This is a genomic window from Obesumbacterium proteus, from assembly GCF_001586165.1.
GTDB classification, from domain to species: Bacteria; Pseudomonadota; Gammaproteobacteria; order Enterobacterales; family Enterobacteriaceae; genus Hafnia; species Hafnia protea.
This window is the reverse complement of the sequence record NZ_CP014608.1, coordinates 1,476,552-1,493,310: the sequence shown is the minus strand read 5'-3', so window position 1 is coordinate 1,493,310 and position 16,759 is coordinate 1,476,552. Positions and strand designations below refer to the sequence as shown.

Sequence of the window (16,759 nt, the reverse complement as noted above, 5' to 3'; positions counted from 1 at the left end):
GCCACTAAAACCGCTAAGCACCTATGATGAAGCCTCCCCAACGGGAGCCAGATTACAAAAGGCGCTCCATTTTCACCAAGAGCGCCTATGAAAAACTACGAATTCTCGACAGCCGCTCGGCGTGGCAGCACGCGACTCAAAAGCATGTATCCCACGAAAGCCGCTGCCGTCGACCCAAGCAAGATTCCTAATCTTGAATAGGTTGCCAGCTCTGCCGCACCGCCAGCAAACGCCAACGAAGCAATAAAGATAGACATCGTAAAGCCGATACCACACAGCACCGAAACGGCAAAAATATGCTGGAAGTTAATGTTCTCGGGTAAACGAGCAAAGCCCATTTTTACCGCTACCCAGCTAAACAGGAAGATCCCAAGCGGCTTGCCAAAAAACAGGCCCAGCATAATCCCAGAAGGCAGAATGCCAGTCAGATTTTCCAGCGAAACGCCCTGTAGAGATACACCGGCATTCACAAAAGCGAACAATGGCAGAATCAAATACGCTACCCACGGATGCAGGCTGTGTTCTAATTTCTCCGCCGGACGTTTACCGTTTTTCGCTTTCATCGGCAGCATAAAGCCAACAATCACCCCGGCCAGCGTGGCATGCACACCTGATTTAAGAATCGCAGTCCACAGCACCGCACCGACAAGCAGATATACGGAGTTTTTGCCAACGCCGCGCCAGTTGAGATATCCCAGCACCGCAATAGACGCGGCGGCAACACCCAACGCGGGCAAAGAAACCTCATGGGTATAAAACAGGGCGATAATAACGATAACGCCTAAGTCATCGATAATGGCCAACGCCAGCAGAAACACCTTCAAGCTGGTTGGGACACGATTCCCCAGCAAAGCCATAACGCCTAAAGCAAAAGCAATGTCCGTTGCCGCTGGAATTGCCCAGCCTTGGCTGGTCACAGGATCGGCATGGTTAAACGCAAGATAAATCAACGCGGGAGCCAGCATTCCACCTAACGCCGCAATAGCAGGGAAAATAGCTTGCTCGCGGCTGGCCAGCGATCCGCACATCAGTTCACGCTTAACCTCTAGCCCCACCACTAAAAAGAATATCGCCATCAGGCCATCGTTCACCCATAGCAGCAGCGTTTTATTGATATCCAGCGCCATAAAACGGAACTGAACCGGTGAGTTTAAGAACTGCTGATAGAGATCGTGCAGTGGGCTGTTTGCCAATACTAAAGCCACAATTGCGGCCATGATGAGAATAATGCCACCAGCGGCCTCAAGGCGCAGAAACTGGCGGATTGCACGGGTTACCATAGTCACTCTCAGAAACTCCTTACACACATTCGTTAATAATGGGCGAGAGAACGAATTAATGCAGTTAGTTTACGGATTACTTTATTTCGGCAAAAGTAGTTTATAAGTGCTATTAACGTAGGGAAAACCGAGCTATTTGTGAGATTCGTCACACATTAATGTAAAAAAATCCCCACGTATTAGGCGGGGATTTTTATTAACTGCTTATTTTAAAAGAAAATCTTAACGGGTTAAATCGTCGAAGAATTTCTTTACACCGTCGAGGAAACTTTTAGAACGTGGGCTGTTATTCGCGCTCGAAGAATCACCAAAGCTTTCTTCCAGTTCGCGCAGCAGCTGTTTCTGTTTCTCGTTCAGGTTAACCGGTGTTTCAACCACGACGCGGCACAGCAGGTCGCCCTGACTTCCACCACGTACAGATTTAACGCCTTTACCACGCATGCGGAACATCTTGCCGGTCTGGGTTTCCGCAGGGATTTTCAGCTTAACGCGACCATCCAGCGTTGGAACTTCAATCTCGCCGCCAAGAGCAGCCATCGCAAAGTTGATTGGTACTTCGCAGAACAGGTTGTTATCTTCACGTTCGAAGATTGGGTGTGCTTTAACCTGAACCTGTACGTACAAATCACCCGCTGGAGCGCCATGCTCACCGGCTTCACCTTCGCCGCTTAAACGGATACGGTCGCCGGTATCAACACCCGCAGGAATTTTCACCGACAGCGTTTTAGATTTCTCTACGCGGCCATGTCCATGACATTTGTTGCACGGATCTTTGATAATCTGGCCACGACCGTGACAGTGTGGACACGGCTGCTGTACGGTAAAGAAGCCCTGACGCATCTGTACCTGACCGGCACCATGACAGGTTGGACAAGTGACAGGCTCAGTGCCTTTTTTCGCGCCGCTGCCGTGACAAATTTCGCACTCAACCAAAGTTGGAATGCGAATTTCTTTGGTCACACCGCGCACCGCCTCTTCCAGCGTCAGCTCCATGTTGTAACGGAGATCTGCACCACGGGTCGCACGCTGACGGCGACCGCCGCCGAAGATGTCGCCGAACACGTCACCAAAGATGTCGCTGAAGTCTGCACCGCCGCCGCCATATCCGCCGCCGCCGCCCATACCACCTTGTTCAAAGGCTGCATGACCGTATTGATCGTAGGCTGCACGTTTCTGCGCATCGGTTAAGATCTCGTAGGCTTCTTTAACCTCTTTGAACTTTTCTTCAGCGTCTTTTTCCTGATTGCGGTCAGGGTGGAACTTCATCGCTAGGCGTTTATAAGCCTTTTTGATTTCGCGCTCTTCCGCATCGCGGGATACGCCCAAAACCTCGTAATAGTCTCTTTTCGCCATTCTCTATCCTGCCCTTAACATAACTGCACGGGCGTTGAGTTTCCTCGACGCCCGTGCCGGTTAATAGTAACGACGCTTAATGGTTAACCACTACCGCCTTTACCTAGCCCGCTAAGGGCGATTATTTTTTATCTTTCACTTCTTCGAATTCAGCATCTACCACGTCGTCATCTTTCTGAGCGCTGGTATCTGCCTGCTGAGCACCGCCGGCCTGAGCCTGCTGCTGAGCCATTTCTAACAGTTTGCTTGAAGCCTGAACCAGAGTCTGGATTTTCGCTTCGATGTCAGCTTTATCTTCACCTTTCGCTGCAGTATCCAGCTCAGCCAAAGCAGCTTCGATCGCAGTTTTGTCTTCTGCTGGCAGTTTATCGCCCGCTTCTTCCAACTGTTTGCGAGTACCATGAACCAGCTGATCAGCTTGGTTACGAGTCTGTACCAGCTCTTCAAACTTACGGTCAGCTTCAGCGTTAGCTTCAGCATCACGAACCATTTTCTGGATTTCTTCTTCGTTCAGACCAGAAGAAGCCTTGATGGTGATCTTCTGCTCTTTACCGCTGTTTTTGTCTTTAGCAGACACGTGCAGGATACCGTCAGCATCGATGTCAAAGGTAACTTCGATCTGCGGCATACCGCGTGGTGCAGGCTGGATACCATCCAGGTTGAACTGACCCAGAGATTTGTTATCCGCAGCACGTTTACGCTCACCCTGAATGACGTGAATAGTCACGGCAGACTGGTTGTCTTCAGCGGTTGAGAACACTTGGCTGTGCTTAGTTGGGATCGTGGTGTTCTTCGCAATCAGAGAAGTCATCACGCCGCCCATGGTTTCGATACCCAGAGACAGAGGGGTAACGTCCAGCAGCAGAACGTCTTTAACTTCACCGGTCAATACACCGCCCTGAACCGCAGCACCGATAGCCACTGCTTCATCTGGGTTAACGTCTTTACGTGGTTCTTTACCGAAGAAATCAGCAACTTTCTTCTGAACCATAGGCATACGAGTCTGACCACCAACCAGGATAACGTCCTGTACGTCAGAAACAGACAGGCCAGCGTCTTTCAGAGCCACTTTCAGTGGTTCCATAGAACGGTTAACCAGATCTTCAACCAGTGACTCCAGTTTTGCACGGGTCACTTTGATGTTCATGTGTTTTGGACCAGACGCATCTGCAGTGATGTACGGCAGGTTAACGTCGGTCTGCTGAGCAGAAGACAGCTCAATTTTCGCTTTTTCAGCAGCTTCTTTCAGACGCTGCATGGCCAGCGGATCATTGCGCAGATCCATGCCCTGTTCTTTCTTGAATTCGTCAACCAGATAGTTGATCAGACGGCTGTCGAAGTCTTCACCACCCAGATGGGTATCACCGTTGGTTGCCAGAACTTCGAAGGTTTTTTCACCGTCAACTTCGTCGATCTCAATGATAGAGATATCGAAAGTACCACCACCCAAGTCGTAAACGGCGATAGTGCGGTTGCCGACTTCTTTATCCAAACCGTATGCCAAAGCAGCGGCGGTTGGTTCGTTGATGATACGTTTTACTTCCAGACCTGCGATACGGCCAGCATCTTTTGTTGCCTGACGCTGAGCATCGTTGAAGTATGCAGGAACGGTAATAACCGCTTCGGTTACTGGCTCACCCAAGAAGTCTTCTGCTGTTTTCTTCATTTTTTTCAGAACTTCAGCAGAAATCTGTGGTGGAGCAATTTTCTGGCCTTTAACTTCGACCCATGCGTCGCCGTTGTCAGCGCCTACGATACCGAAAGGCATGATGCCTTTATCGCGCTGAACTTCTTCGTCTTGGAAACGACGACCAATCAAACGCTTGATCGCAAACAGAGTGTTTTGCGGGTTAGTCACAGCCTGACGTTTTGCTGGCTGACCAACCAGAATTTCGCCGTCCTGAGTATAAGCAATAATAGAAGGAGTGGTGCGGTCGCCCTCGGCGTTCTCCAGCACACGTGCGGTAGTTCCATCCATTACAGCTACACAAGAGTTAGTTGTACCCAGGTCGATACCAATAATTTTGCCCATCGAACATCTCCACTAAGAATTTTGTTATTAATCTCGTTGCTACCGTAGGTGGGGGCGATATTTTGCTTTTCAACCGCCTTTTTTTCTACCTACTCCCTAAATCATTCAAGTTGCGGCTAAGGCTCATACAGCTTGAATTAAAACAGGGTTACTCGGTAACCAACTGCGTTGTAAGTAAGATGGGGTCGCTCAAGCGGACAACAAGGGGGGAGATTAAAAAAAATATGATTTTTTAACCTACAAGATCATTGTTTATGTTCTAACTCCTCATTATTATGCCGCGCGCTCGATCGTTGAAAACAACCACAATGCCGTAAACCATTGTGTTCTCGGGCACGTACCAATGAATTTCCATGCTTAACTAATTGATGCTGAATATATAAATATCAACGTCAATTGCATTGGATTATTTGTTTCTACATTAAACTTCTCTTATTACAGAGGCTCTATGCACACCAACAAGTTGGCGAATCCCGGTCCTTTAGGCCTGATGGGCTTCGGGATGACCACCGTCTTGCTGAACCTGCACAACGCAGGCTTTTTCCCTCTAACTTCCGTGATCATCTCTATGGGGGTTTTCTTTGGAGGGTTTGCTCAGATCTTAGCTGGGCTGCTTGAGTACAAAAAAGGCAATACTTTCGGTTTAACCGCATTCACGTCCTACGGCGCTTTCTGGCTGTCTTTGGTCGGTATTCTCTTATTGCCAAAAATGGGTCTGGCCGATGCCAGCGATGCAAGCTTCCTCGGCACCTATCTGGCGCTGTGGGGCATCTTCACCCTGTTCATGTTCTTCGGTACTTTAGGCGCTAACCGCGTTCTGCAATTCGTATTCGCGAGCCTGACCGTGCTGTTCTTCCTGCTGGCCTACGGCAACATCACCGGCAACGCTGCGGTTCTGCATTTTGCTGGTTTTGAAGGCATCGTGTGTGGCGCGAGCGCAATCTACTTAGCCATGGCTGAAGTGATCAACGAACAGGCTGGACGCACCGTACTGCCAATCGGCGAGTGCAAATGCCCGAAAGCGAACGCACACCCCGCTGAGCTGTAATCTCCAGTACGTTTCTTGATATAAAGAACGCGAGAAAACAAAAAGCCCCGTAATCAATACGGGGCTTTTTTTATCATCATAATTTATGTGAAATTACTTATGCGGAACGGGCACAGCTAAAACTTTCTTTGCTGTACGCCCAATGGCGCCGCTAAATGGTTTTCCATCAATCGTATCATGCGTTCTTATTCCTTCCGGCTTCAGCCAGCGCTGCACGCGCGATGGCATATCCAAACCAATCAGCAGAATAACAACAAAGGTCAGGCTAAAGGAAAGTGAAGCCAGCGCAGTACCCAGATCCAAACGCTGTGCTATCGTTGCGCCAAGAATCGGTGCTAAAGCTCCGCCTAGCGCCCCGACGTTATAGGTAAAACCAAGCCCCGCCGCGCGCTGTTCAGTATCAAAATATCCACCAATCAGCTTAGGCAAAATCCCAGAAATCCCCTGCCCTAACATTTGTTGCAGGAACAGCAGAATGCCAAGCGTCCACAAACTTCCGCCACCGATGGCAAATACCGGGATAATTAACAGCTGGGAAAGCAGCAAACTGTAGACATAGGCTTTACGCGTACCCAACCAGTCACCGAGAAAACCACCGACACAACAGCCAACCGCTGCACCAAATCCGCTAAAGAACAAGATATGCGCCACGGTGGACGGGTCATATAACAGCTCGGTTTTTAAATAGGTTGGCAGCAGCGCCTGAATTGGCCATGAGTAAAGGAAGGCAAACAACACAACCACCATGAGCATCACGCCCGTTGGCCAACGATTGCCGCTGCTTTGCACCATAAAACTGATGAAGATAGCCGCGCAAATCAGACCAAGTACCGTGATAATAAATGGATTGCCAATATCTCCGGTAAAGCATAAATAGAGCGCTAACGATGCAACCACGGTCATCATTACGTTCATCACTTTACGCGGGCCACGGTATAAAATATCAACCATGGTTTTTACCGGTTGTTTATCACCAAATTTCTTTTCCCAATCTTCTGCTTCAGGAATATTTTTACGCAGCCAGAGCGCAAAGATAATTGGCAAAATGCCAATAAAGAACAGCGCACGCCATCCCCATACAGGCACAACTACGCTATATACCTGCGCGGAAATAACGGCACCGATGGAAAACCCAGAGATCAAAAAGCCGCTGGCTTTATTGCGCAAATGTTTTGGCCAACTCTCGATCACATAGGTTGCGCTGGAACCATATTCACCTGCCATGCCCATGCCAATCATGAGTCGAGCAATAAACATGGTGGTGAAACCCGGAGCAAAACCACAGGCTAATGTGCCCACGGAAAATAAAACGATGCTGGTGATCATCGCTAATTTTCGTCCATAGCGATCGCCCATAGCACCTAATAATAACCCGCCAAACCATCTGGATATAAAGGCGGCTGAAATAAGACTTGCTGCTTCTACGGTGGTTAATCCAAATTCGCTTTGGATTTCAGTTAATACTAGAGCGATTAATACAAAATCAAAACCATCAAGCAAATAGCCAATCCATGCGGCTGAAAACGCTTTCCATTGTGACTTGCTGATATGTCGGTACCACGGAAGATCTTGGGTAGTGTTATTCATAAAGCACTCCCGGCGCAGGTCTAATTATTTAAAGTCGATCAAATTGCCCGCGCTCTATATCGTAGGGTAAGAGTTCTTTCGGTATACCTGAAATTTCAAGATGAAGCCTATGGCCCACATATTGAAATTAACAGGCATAAGAATAAGTTCAGCGTTATTGTGCTGCTCTTTCTGCACTCAGCTGTGCGGCTAATTGGCGAAGCTCAGGTAAATACTGCTCTTCTACCGGTGCAAAAGGTTTGCGACATATCGGCGTATCAACAACATCCATATAGTGCAGAATGGTTTTCAACCCACGGAATACGCCGACTTTAATCAGCACATCAATCACCTTATTACACTCGGTTTGCAGCGACTGAGCCTGAGAAATATTGCCTTCTTTGAGAGCTTGCATAATGCCTTTATAGCGCCAGCCCATCACGTTATAGGTACTGCCGATCCCGCCATCCGCACCGGCTAACAGCCCTGATAGGAAAATTTCATCATAGCCGTTATAAATAACTTTATCTGGATGCGCCCGACGAACTTGTTCCATCTGATATAAATCACCGGAAGTTTGTTTCAGCGCAGCAACGCCAGGCAAGGTAATCAGAGTTGAGATTTGATCGAGTGAAAGTTTCACGCCGCTTAATGCCGGAATGTTATACACCACCATCGGCAATCCTTCAGCCGCGTCAATGATGGCGCGATAGTGATCGCAATGTTCGCCAAAGCTGAACGGATAATAGAACGGCGTCACAGCAGATACAGCATCGAAACCATAGCGTTTTGCCGCGCCCGCCAATATTTGACTTTCATGCGTGCTGATCCCACCCACGTGGGCGATCAGCGTCAGCTTACCTTTCGCTTCCTGCGCCACGACTTCTAATACCTGCTCGCGCTCCTGCAAGTTTTGGATAAATGCCTCACCGGTAGACCCACCCACATAGAGTCCATCTACGCCCTGAGCAATGTTGAACTGCACCAATCGGCGCAGGCTTGGAATATCCAACTGCTGTTGTGGATTAAACGGCGTAAGTAACGCAGGCATCACCCCATGGAGATTTTTCGACATAAGACCCTCTGATTTGTTTATTTGATACACACAAAGATATACCTTTATACCTGTTATACCAGCCTAAAAAACGAACTGGCGCGATATTCGCTTTGATATGTGATCAATCTCAGATAAAGCCGAGTGAAGAAGATCTTCTTTCAAGATTAAAGATGAACAAGATCTCGTTTAGGTCATTCTCGGCGAGGAATAAAAAGATCGTTATTTTTTGGCAGGGTAATAGGCGGCAAAAACGCTATTGAGATGGGATTTGAGAGCCTTATCCGCAGCGTCGGGATCTCGCTTGCAGATCGCCTGATAGATTTCGATATGCTGCTGATAGCTAATATTGTTGTGGGCATGCAGTTCAGCCAGCGACACCGTTGGGCGTGCGGCAATCAGCCAATCTAGCAGCGCTACGTGAATAACCATGAAGATCGGATTGCCGGGGATCTCAGCCAGCTCACGATGAAACTCGATATCGGATCGAATAAATAGATCGTTATCGTCCAGCGACTGGCTGTTCATTTCCAGCGCCTTGCCCAAGCGCGCAATCTGCTCATCGGTCGCAAATTCAGCGGCATAGCGCACTAAGCTGGACTCAAAGAACAAACGCAGCTGCTCAAAATGAGCGATACCGCCAGGCTTGGTGAGAAAGTCTTTCGCCATGCCTGAAAGTTCAGAAATGATGGTATCTGCGGATGGACGACAAACGCGGGCGCGTTCGCCGTTATTAATTTGCACCAGCCCTTTGCGCTTTAGCGCAGCTAGCGCCTCTCGCACGGAAGGACGACCCACATTAAAAAAGGCCATCAGTTCACGCTCTGAAGGCAACTGCTCACCTTCGGCAAATTCACGCCGACGGATCATTTGCTCCAACTCTTCTTCCACCACATCCGACAGCTTTTTACGAGGCACTGGGCGTCGGCGCATTGCATGCCCGATAGCTTCAGGTTTTTCAAAAGGACGATCGTCTGATGTGCTCATAAATTAACGTTCTGGCTGGTTCCGTCAGTAATAAATCCAATCGCAGGAAGTCTATGATATTTCAATAAACCTACTGGGCCGAGAAGAGAAAGTTCGCTTGAATCATAACATAGGAAAAATGAGGCGGCTAAGCAAGCAGGAATGTTGAAAGCGTGATGTTCACCCTAAGCAAAAACGCCCTGCCACGGTGGCAGAGCGTTTACGATGGTGATTTAGCTGTGTTCTTGGTGCCCCGATGGCACTAACGGCTTATTTTCGGCATGAGCCTCGCTGTTTAAATCACGCTGTAAATAGAGCCCCAGCAACAATCCAACCAGTGACAGCGCCAACACATAATATGCCGGAGCCATCGGCGTCACTTTCATGATTAGCGTAACAAAAATCGGCGTTAATCCCCCGAAGATGGCGTAGGCCACGTTATAGGAGAATGAAATTCCGCTAAAACGCACCTCGGCAGGAAACGCTCTGACCATGACATAAGGCACCGCGCCCACGATACCCACACTGAATCCCGCCAACGCATAGCCCAGGAATAAGTGCTCAGCGCTGACGCCAGCGGCTACCGAGTGGTAAAACGTCCAGCTGCACACAGCTAAAAATAAGCTGCCAACGATAAAGGTTTTGCTGGCGCCAAAACGATCGATTAAACGCCCTGCAATCACGCAGCCCACCGTCAATGCAATCGTCGCTAAGCAGTTAGCCTGCAACGCCAGCGCCGGTGAAATGCCAAATTGTTTTTGCAAATAGGTTGGCGTCATCAGGATCACCACCACAATACCGGCCGACAACAGCCACGTGAGCAGCATTGAAATAGCCACTTCGGTGCGGTGATTTTTCACCACCGTTTTCAACGGCATCTCTTCGGCCAACGCTTTACGCGCCTGCATTTCGACAAAAATCGGCGTTTCTTGTAACCAGCGGCGCAGATACATCGCAAACAGGCCAAAGATCCCACCTAAGAAGAACGGGATACGCCAGCCACCGGCCAGAATAGCGTCTTGGCTCATCACCGTATTGAGCAGAGTTGCCACCAGCGATCCCAACAAAATACCGGCGGTTAATCCGGCGGTTAAGGTGCCGCAGGCAAATCCAACGCGTTTACGCGGCACATGCTCGGCCACAAATACCCAAGCGCCCGGCACTTCACCACCAATCGCTGCTCCCTGAAGCACGCGCATCAGCAACAGCAACAGCGGTGCGGCAATACCAATACTTTGATAAGTCGGCAGCATCCCCATCGCCAGCGTTGGCAATGCCATCAACAAGATACTGAGAGAGAACATTTTTTTACGCCCGACTTTGTCACCAAAGTGCGCCATGATGATCCCACCAAGCGGGCGAGCCAGATAACCGGCGGCAAAAATCCCGAAGGTCTGCACTTGACGCAGCCACTCGGGCATATCGACTGGGAAGAAGAGATCGCTGACAACCGCCGCGAAGAACACGAAAATGATGAAGTCGTAGAACTCTAACGCGCCGCCCAAGGCTGCCAACGTCAAAGTCTTGTAGTCCTGCCGATTTAAACGGCGATTATGATTTTGTTCCATAAGATCCAGCCCAGTACGTTATTTTTCATATTATTTTGCGATGTTGTGTGGTTATAAACCGGCATCACGGCTTCGTGTTACAAAGTTGTAATGCAAAATAATTAATATAACGTTACTGGGTGACTGGCTAGTCGTACTGAATCTTATGCCGCAATGAGTTCAATTTCAGTCGATTGTTTCGCGGCGCGCACTTTTAGGGCGAAAAGCTGCTATTACACGCGGATCGGTTTCCACATACGGACCGTCTAATAGCTGGATGCAATAAGGCACGCTCGCGAAAATACCATGCACAATGGGTTTACCGTTTTCATCCTTCACGCCTTCCAGCGTTTCTTTGATCGACTTAGGCTGCCCCGGCAAATTGATGATCAACGCCTGCTTGCGGATCACGCCCACCTGACGCGACAAAATCGCCGTCGGTACATAGTGCAAACTGATTTGACGCATCTGTTCGCCAAACCCCGGCATTTCGCGATCGGCGACCGCTAACGTTGCATCCGGCGTCACATCGCGGCGAGCAGGGCCAGTTCCACCGGTGGTCAGCACTAAGTGACAGCCCATTTCATCAACCAGCTCGCACAAAGTCTGCTCGATCATGACTTGTTCATCGGGGATTAACCGCGTTTCCAGCGTAAACTCCGTGGTGAGCGCCTGCTCCAACCACTCTTGTAAAGCTGGAATACCTTTATCCTGATAAACACCGCTGGAAGCACGATCGGAAATCGAGACCAGACCTATACGCAATGCATTCATGCAACTACCTCTATGACTATTCCTTGACGCTGGGGATGCAGAATAATACTACGCCAGCCGCTAATAACCACATCTGCACGCTGTAAATGATGTCGTTGATGGCGATTGGTGATAGCAATAACCGTCATTCCGGCCGCTTGTGCGGCTTTAATTCCAGCCTCATCGCTTTCAAACACCAGGCAATCACGCGGATCTACGCCGTAAAAACTGGCGGCGAGTAGGTACGGTTCAGGATCTGGCCGACCGCTCGACACCTGCTCAGCCCCCACCATCAGCGGTGGACGCTGCATACCGGCCTGCTGCAACTGTGCTTCTGCACGTGCACGATGGGACTGTGTCACCACGCCCCACGGCGTTTCACCTAGCGCCTGTAGCAGCTCAGAAACGCCTTGCTGCAATTGGCTTTGATGACGCTGAGTCATTTGCAACAGCGCCGCCTCCAGCGCATTCACCTCTTGCAGGGTATCAAGGTGAGGAGCTAAACGGCGCACGATTTCCTGCACGCGTTGGCTATGAATCTGTTCTCCCAGCAATGCCTCATCAATGCCGTGCTGCTGCGCCCACTGCATCCACACCTGCTGAGCATGGTTACCTGAATCCAAAAGAGCGCCATCCATATCCAGAAAAACGGCGGCAAATTGTTTTTTCCACATAGCGAATTCCTCTTAGAGAACGATTAACCAAGTATAAGAGTTACGGTAGATCCGTCTGGTTTGTGAATCAAAAATTCGGAATAAACTGTGGGGGGAGAGGTGGCAAGGAGTGATGACAGGGTATTCCTTTCTCGCCTATTCACCAGAGGTGTATGTGGTTACGGTGCAAGATTTCGTCCGTTAAACATGCATGCAAATACGGTGTAAGGTTTCGTCCGCCGATTTATACCGAACTCCATTGATACATCAATGAAGGCGTCCGATGAGGGGCGCCAGCGCGCGCCCCTTCAATCCTCGCGCTTTTATCCGAGACGCCATCTCCGCGTCGGGTCGGCATGCGCCATCCTTGGCGCCTCCTCCCCTCGTGAAAACATCCTGTTTTCACTGCTCTAAATGCCATAACTTAAACTTAAAAACAGATAGAGTTTTTGTCTTTTGTCTTTTGGGTTTGACCTTATCTGGCACATTACCGGACAGCCGAGTGAATCATGCCGGTTAGGATTCGCCGACAGGGACGTCGGCGAAAGAACGGAGGAGCCAGGATGGCGATTGCCGTTCGTTCCGTTAAGACCGGAATGATGAAATGAGGGCACCCGCGTAGCGGGCTGGAAGGGGGTGCCAAGCCGGGTTGTTAGGGGGCGGCGATTGGCCCCCTAACACGGACGTCTGCACCATGCACAGGTAGAATTCGGGATTTTAGGCGGACGTAACTTACCCCAATATAAAAATATTCAAGCATGAATAATTGAGAGATTGCGCTAGCAACCTTTCCTCGGACGCCTGCACAGTTTAAATATGGAGTTCAGTATTTTAGGCGGATGTAACTTACCCCATATCTAAAACACTTATCCCCGCATTGCCTCCCGAATAATCGGTATCGGCGTGAGCAAATGCTGTCTCATCAGTTCACCGGCGCGTTTTCCATCACGGGCTAAAATCACCTTCACCAGTTCATCATGCTCATGATGTTTATTCTCTAACATCTCCACGGAAAGCACGGTTTCGCGCAGCCAAATGAAGCGGTAGCGCGCCGCGAGATCAAACAATCTGGCGCGCATTTGCAGCAGGTATTGCGATCCGCATCCGGCAACAATCGCCGTATGAAATGCCTGATGACGTTGATCCCATTCATCCAGCAAATCTTCGCTGGCATCACTGGCCTCTAGTTTGGCAAGCATATGGGAACGCGCAAGGATCTCCGCTTCCCAATCATCTTTGCCGCGCTCAATCGCCAACTGCACCAGCATCGATTCCATATTGGCTCGAGCATCGAAAATATCGAGCAGCTCGGCCTGCGACATCGAGGCAACGCGATAGCCTTTTTGGCTAACCACCGTCACCAAATGTTCTGCCACCAGCTGCGAGAGCGCCTCGCGAAGCGGGCCGACGCCCAGCCCATAGCGGCTCGTCAGCAGACTCATGCGTAACTTTTCATCCGGCTGATAGATACCGCGGATGATGTCTCTTTTCAGCCATTGATAACCGTCAAACGTGGAATAAGGTAAAGAGGCGGTCATAGGCATAGCTCCCAAATAGCCACTAAGCAAAAAGAATAACCTACCAAAGTTGCAGGATCTCTTATACGAAAATGCGCCGTTTCAGTACTGACCGAACCGGCGCATCAAGATTATTAGCAAGCCCCTTCGTTACCTCAAACTCTGCTGAGGCTGTTTTTGCCACTGAAACAGCGCCTTCCAGCGAGTCATAATCGGCACCGTGCAGATGATAGCAATCCCCAACAGTACGGTAGAAACGACTTCAATACGCTGCTCTGGCCTAAACATCATTACCACTAACACGAAGGTGATAAACAGGATCACCGTCCAAGTCAGATAGGGATACAGCCACATTTTAAGCTTAAGCTCGTTGCCTTGTGTTAACAGGATCTTACGCATTCTCAGTTGAGAAACCGCAATCACTAAATACACCAGCAACGCAATCGCGCCAGAACTGGCGATCAGGAAATTAAACACCTTGGCGGGGGCATAATAGTTAACAATGACCGTCAAAAACGCCGCGCCGGTAGACAATAAAACCGCCACATAAGGCGTTTTACTGCGGTTAGTTTTTCCCATGAAGGCGGGTGCATCACCACGATGGCTCAGTGAATAGAGCATGCGCGAAGCGGTATACAGCGCCGAATTTAAACAGCTGGTGACCGATAGCAGGATCACGCAGTCCATGATCAATTTAGCGTGCGGAATATGCAGCAGTTGCAGCACCGAGCTGTAAGATCCCACGGTTTTCAGCTCCGGCGCGTTCCAAGGCACCAGCGCCACCACCACAAAGATCGAACACAGATAGAAGATCGCAATACGCCAAATCACAGAGTTGGTCGCCCGCACAATATGCTTGTCTGGGGTATCTGATTCAGCCGCCGCGATCGTTACGATCTCCGCGCCCATAAAAGAAAACATGGTGATCAACATGGCGCTGATCACTGCCCCAAAACCATTTGGCATAAAGCCGCCGTGATCCCAAAGTCGAGATACGCCGCTAACCTGAACATGCGGATAAAATCCGGTGATGGCAATCGTGCCCACCACGATAAAGGCCAGAATGGCGACCACTTTGCACAGCGCCAACCAAAATTCAAACTCGCCGTAGTTTTTAACGCTGAGCAAATTACTGCCGGTTAATGCCACGGTAATGAGTAATGAAAATAGCCAGATAGGCACCACAGGGAGCCAAGAATTAAGAATGATAGCGGCGATATTGGCTTCCAAAGGGATCACCAAAACCCAGAACCACCAGTAGAGCCAACCGATGGTATATCCTGCCCACTTGCCAATAGATCGTTCGGCGTAGGTTGAGAAGGAGCCGGTATCCGGCGACGCCACCGCCATTTCACCCAGCATGCGCATAATCAACAGCACCAGCAAACCAGCGAAAAGATAAGACAGTAATACCGCTGGCCCCGCCTGTGAAATCGCAACGCCTGAGCCAACAAATAGGCTAGCACCGATAACACCAGCAATGGACAGCATGGTGACATGGCGGGACTTCAGCCCGCCTCCCAGCGAGTTTGTTTCTGCAATCTGACCCATAATTCGAACCCTCTCGAAAGTTTTGCACTTAGGGAGAGCGCTCCGGCATTCCCGCGCCGGAGCACGCGCATTGTTATTATTTAGCCATCAGACTTCCTTTATGACGGGTGCTACTCGCATAACTACAAGCACCTCGTTGCGCTTAGTTTTTCTTAGCCTCGGTAAAACATTCGGCGATAATATCCAGACCCTGTTTGATCTGCGCGTCACTCACCGTGAGCGGAACCAAAATACGCAGCACGTTATAGTAAGGCCCGCATGACAGCAGGATGAGCCCCTTATCACGCGCCCGCGCCACCACTTCTGCCGTCAGTTTGGCATTCGGTTTATGCACATCGCCGTTTTCGAACAGCTCAATCGCAATCATTGCGCCAAGACCACGCACATCACCAATTTCTGGATGAATTTCAGCGATGTTGAGCAGGCCATCTTTCAGCTTCTGCCCCACATCGTTGGCGCGCTGCAACAGATTTTCTTCATCAAAGGTTTCAAGCACCGCTAGGGCTGCCGCACAGGCAATGGGGCTACCGGCATAGGTTCCACCCAGTCCGCCCGGCGCGATGGCATCCATAATCTCGGCTTTGCCTGTCACGCCAGCGAGAGGGAAACCGCCCGCGATAGATTTCGCAAAGGTGGTGAGATCGGCAGCAACGCCTAACTGTTCCATCGCAAACAACGTTCCGGTGCGCCCGGCACCACTTTGTACTTCATCAGCAATCAGCATGATCCCGTGCTCATCACACAGTTCGCGCAGGCGTTTCATAAAGGCAGGTGAGGTTGAATAGAATCCTCCTTCCCCCTGCACCGGTTCGATAACGATGGCGGCAATATCTTCCGGCGCAGCGTCGTTTTTGAAGATGCGATGGATACTGGCGATGGCATCATCGTCGCTGACGCCGTGTAATTCACAAGGATACAAAGCACGGAATACGTGCCCAGGCATTAAGCCCATGCCCGCTGAGTAAGGGTTTACTTTGCCGGTCAACGACAAGGTGTAATGAGTACGTCCGTGATAAGCACCGCTAAAAGCGATGGTTCCGCTGCGCTTAGTGGCAGCTCTGGCAATCTTCACCGCGTTTTCTACCGCTTCAGAGCCCGTCGTCACCAGCAGCGTTTTCTTGTCAAAATCGCCCGGAACGCGCTTGTTCATGATTTCGCACAGTTCTAAATACGGTTCGTAGGCCAACACTTGGAAGCAGGTGTGCGACAGTTTTTTCAACTGAGCTTCAACCGCAGCGACCACTTTGGGATGCAAATGGCCCGTATTCAGAACCGCAATCCCACCGGCAAAGTCCAGATATTCGCGCCCTTCGACGTCCCATACGCGACAGTTTTCTGCTCGCTCGGCAAAAATGGGATGAATCTGCCCCACGCCGCGTGGAATGGCATTACTGCGGCGCTGCATCAGTTCTTTATTTGTGCTCATCAGGTGTCCTCTC

13 protein-coding genes are annotated in these 16,759 nt (G+C 50.0%); 1 reads left to right on the top strand and 12 read right to left on the bottom strand.

Annotated features, from left to right (window positions below):
- Positions 1–95: 95 nt before the first annotated feature.
- From nhaA to dnaK, 3 genes are all read right to left on the bottom strand, one after another.
- Positions 96–1,280: a Na+/H+ antiporter NhaA gene (gene nhaA, locus DSM2777_RS06915; protein WP_061553519.1), complete on the bottom strand. Its 1,185-nt coding sequence runs from the start codon at positions 1,278–1,280 to the stop codon at positions 96–98.
- A gap of 222 nt (positions 1,281–1,502) precedes the next feature.
- Complete coding sequence (dnaJ, locus tag DSM2777_RS06910; RefSeq protein WP_061553518.1) at positions 1,503–2,633, bottom strand: molecular chaperone DnaJ; 1,131 nt, start codon at positions 2,631–2,633, stop codon at positions 1,503–1,505.
- Positions 2,634–2,754: 121 nt separating this feature from the next.
- Positions 2,755–4,665 (bottom strand): molecular chaperone DnaK, encoded by a 1,911-nt coding sequence (dnaK, locus tag DSM2777_RS06905; protein WP_025801413.1) that lies wholly within the window; start codon positions 4,663–4,665, stop codon positions 2,755–2,757.
- Between the two features lie 448 nt (positions 4,666–5,113).
- Between dnaK and satP the strand changes: the two genes are divergently transcribed.
- The gene (satP, locus tag DSM2777_RS06900) at positions 5,114–5,713 is read left to right on the top strand and encodes an acetate uptake transporter (protein ID WP_061553517.1); all 600 of its coding nucleotides are present in this window, start codon (positions 5,114–5,116) and stop codon (positions 5,711–5,713) included.
- 93 nt (positions 5,714–5,806) lie between these two features.
- Here the strand turns inward: satP and DSM2777_RS06895 are convergent, their stop codons facing one another.
- From DSM2777_RS06895 to gabT, 9 genes are all read right to left on the bottom strand, one after another.
- Positions 5,807–7,300, bottom strand: coding sequence for an MFS transporter (locus DSM2777_RS06895; RefSeq protein ID WP_061553516.1), 1,494 nt, complete (start codon positions 7,298–7,300; stop codon positions 5,807–5,809).
- A gap of 154 nt (positions 7,301–7,454) precedes the next feature.
- Positions 7,455–8,354, bottom strand: coding sequence for an N-acetylneuraminate lyase (nanA, locus tag DSM2777_RS06890; protein ID WP_046359710.1), 900 nt, complete (start codon positions 8,352–8,354; stop codon positions 7,455–7,457).
- A gap of 201 nt (positions 8,355–8,555) precedes the next feature.
- Positions 8,556–9,320, bottom strand: coding sequence for a transcriptional regulator NanR (locus DSM2777_RS06885; RefSeq protein WP_025801409.1), 765 nt, complete (start codon positions 9,318–9,320; stop codon positions 8,556–8,558).
- A gap of 212 nt (positions 9,321–9,532) precedes the next feature.
- A complete protein-coding gene (locus DSM2777_RS06880) occupies positions 9,533–10,867 on the bottom strand; it encodes an MFS transporter (protein ID WP_046359712.1) in 1,335 nt (444 codons plus the stop codon).
- A 165-nt stretch (positions 10,868–11,032) separates the two neighbouring features.
- Positions 11,033–11,620: a molybdopterin adenylyltransferase gene (gene mog / locus DSM2777_RS06875; RefSeq protein ID WP_040045427.1), complete on the bottom strand. Its 588-nt coding sequence runs from the start codon at positions 11,618–11,620 to the stop codon at positions 11,033–11,035.
- Positions 11,617–12,273, bottom strand: a complete 657-nt coding sequence (locus tag DSM2777_RS06870; RefSeq protein ID WP_040045428.1) for an HAD family hydrolase — start codon at positions 12,271–12,273, stop codon at positions 11,617–11,619. Before DSM2777_RS06870 ends, mog begins: the two co-directional genes overlap by 4 nt.
- An 845-nt stretch (positions 12,274–13,118) precedes the next feature.
- The gene (gene csiR, locus DSM2777_RS06865) at positions 13,119–13,790 is read right to left on the bottom strand and encodes a DNA-binding transcriptional regulator CsiR (RefSeq protein WP_061553515.1); all 672 of its coding nucleotides are present in this window, start codon (positions 13,788–13,790) and stop codon (positions 13,119–13,121) included.
- Positions 13,791–13,919: 129 nt separating this feature from the next.
- Positions 13,920–15,320, bottom strand: coding sequence for a GABA permease (gene gabP / locus DSM2777_RS06860; RefSeq protein ID WP_061553514.1), 1,401 nt, complete (start codon positions 15,318–15,320; stop codon positions 13,920–13,922).
- A gap of 142 nt (positions 15,321–15,462) precedes the next feature.
- The gene (gene gabT / locus DSM2777_RS06855; protein WP_061553513.1) at positions 15,463–16,746 is read right to left on the bottom strand and encodes a 4-aminobutyrate--2-oxoglutarate transaminase; all 1,284 of its coding nucleotides are present in this window, start codon (positions 16,744–16,746) and stop codon (positions 15,463–15,465) included.
- Positions 16,747–16,759: the final 13 nt, after the last annotated feature.

Bases quoted from the DNA above. Each gene is read 5' to 3' on its own strand.
- nhaA (WP_061553519.1), bottom strand. From the start codon at position 1,280: ATGGTAACCCGTGCAATCCGCCAGTTTCTGCGCCTTGAGGCCGCTGGT.
- DSM2777_RS06870 (WP_040045428.1), bottom strand. From the start codon at position 12,273: ATGTGGAAAAAACAATTTGCCGCCGTTTTTCTGGATATGGATGGCGCT.
- csiR (WP_061553515.1), bottom strand. From the start codon at position 13,790: ATGACCGCCTCTTTACCTTATTCCACGTTTGACGGTTATCAATGGCTG.
- gabP (WP_061553514.1), bottom strand. From the start codon at position 15,320: ATGGGTCAGATTGCAGAAACAAACTCGCTGGGAGGCGGGCTGAAGTCC.
- DSM2777_RS06895 (WP_061553516.1), bottom strand. From the start codon at position 7,300: ATGAATAACACTACCCAAGATCTTCCGTGGTACCGACATATCAGCAAG.
- gabT (WP_061553513.1), bottom strand. From the start codon at position 16,746: ATGAGCACAAATAAAGAACTGATGCAGCGCCGCAGTAATGCCATTCCA.
- dnaK (WP_025801413.1), bottom strand. From the start codon at position 4,665: ATGGGCAAAATTATTGGTATCGACCTGGGTACAACTAACTCTTGTGTA.
- nanA (WP_046359710.1), bottom strand. From the start codon at position 8,354: ATGTCGAAAAATCTCCATGGGGTGATGCCTGCGTTACTTACGCCGTTT.
- mog (WP_040045427.1), bottom strand. From the start codon at position 11,620: ATGAATGCATTGCGTATAGGTCTGGTCTCGATTTCCGATCGTGCTTCC.
- satP (WP_061553517.1), top strand. From the start codon at position 5,114: ATGCACACCAACAAGTTGGCGAATCCCGGTCCTTTAGGCCTGATGGGC.
- DSM2777_RS06885 (WP_025801409.1), bottom strand. From the start codon at position 9,320: ATGAGCACATCAGACGATCGTCCTTTTGAAAAACCTGAAGCTATCGGG.
- DSM2777_RS06880 (WP_046359712.1), bottom strand. From the start codon at position 10,867: ATGGAACAAAATCATAATCGCCGTTTAAATCGGCAGGACTACAAGACT.
- dnaJ (WP_061553518.1), bottom strand. From the start codon at position 2,633: ATGGCGAAAAGAGACTATTACGAGGTTTTGGGCGTATCCCGCGATGCG.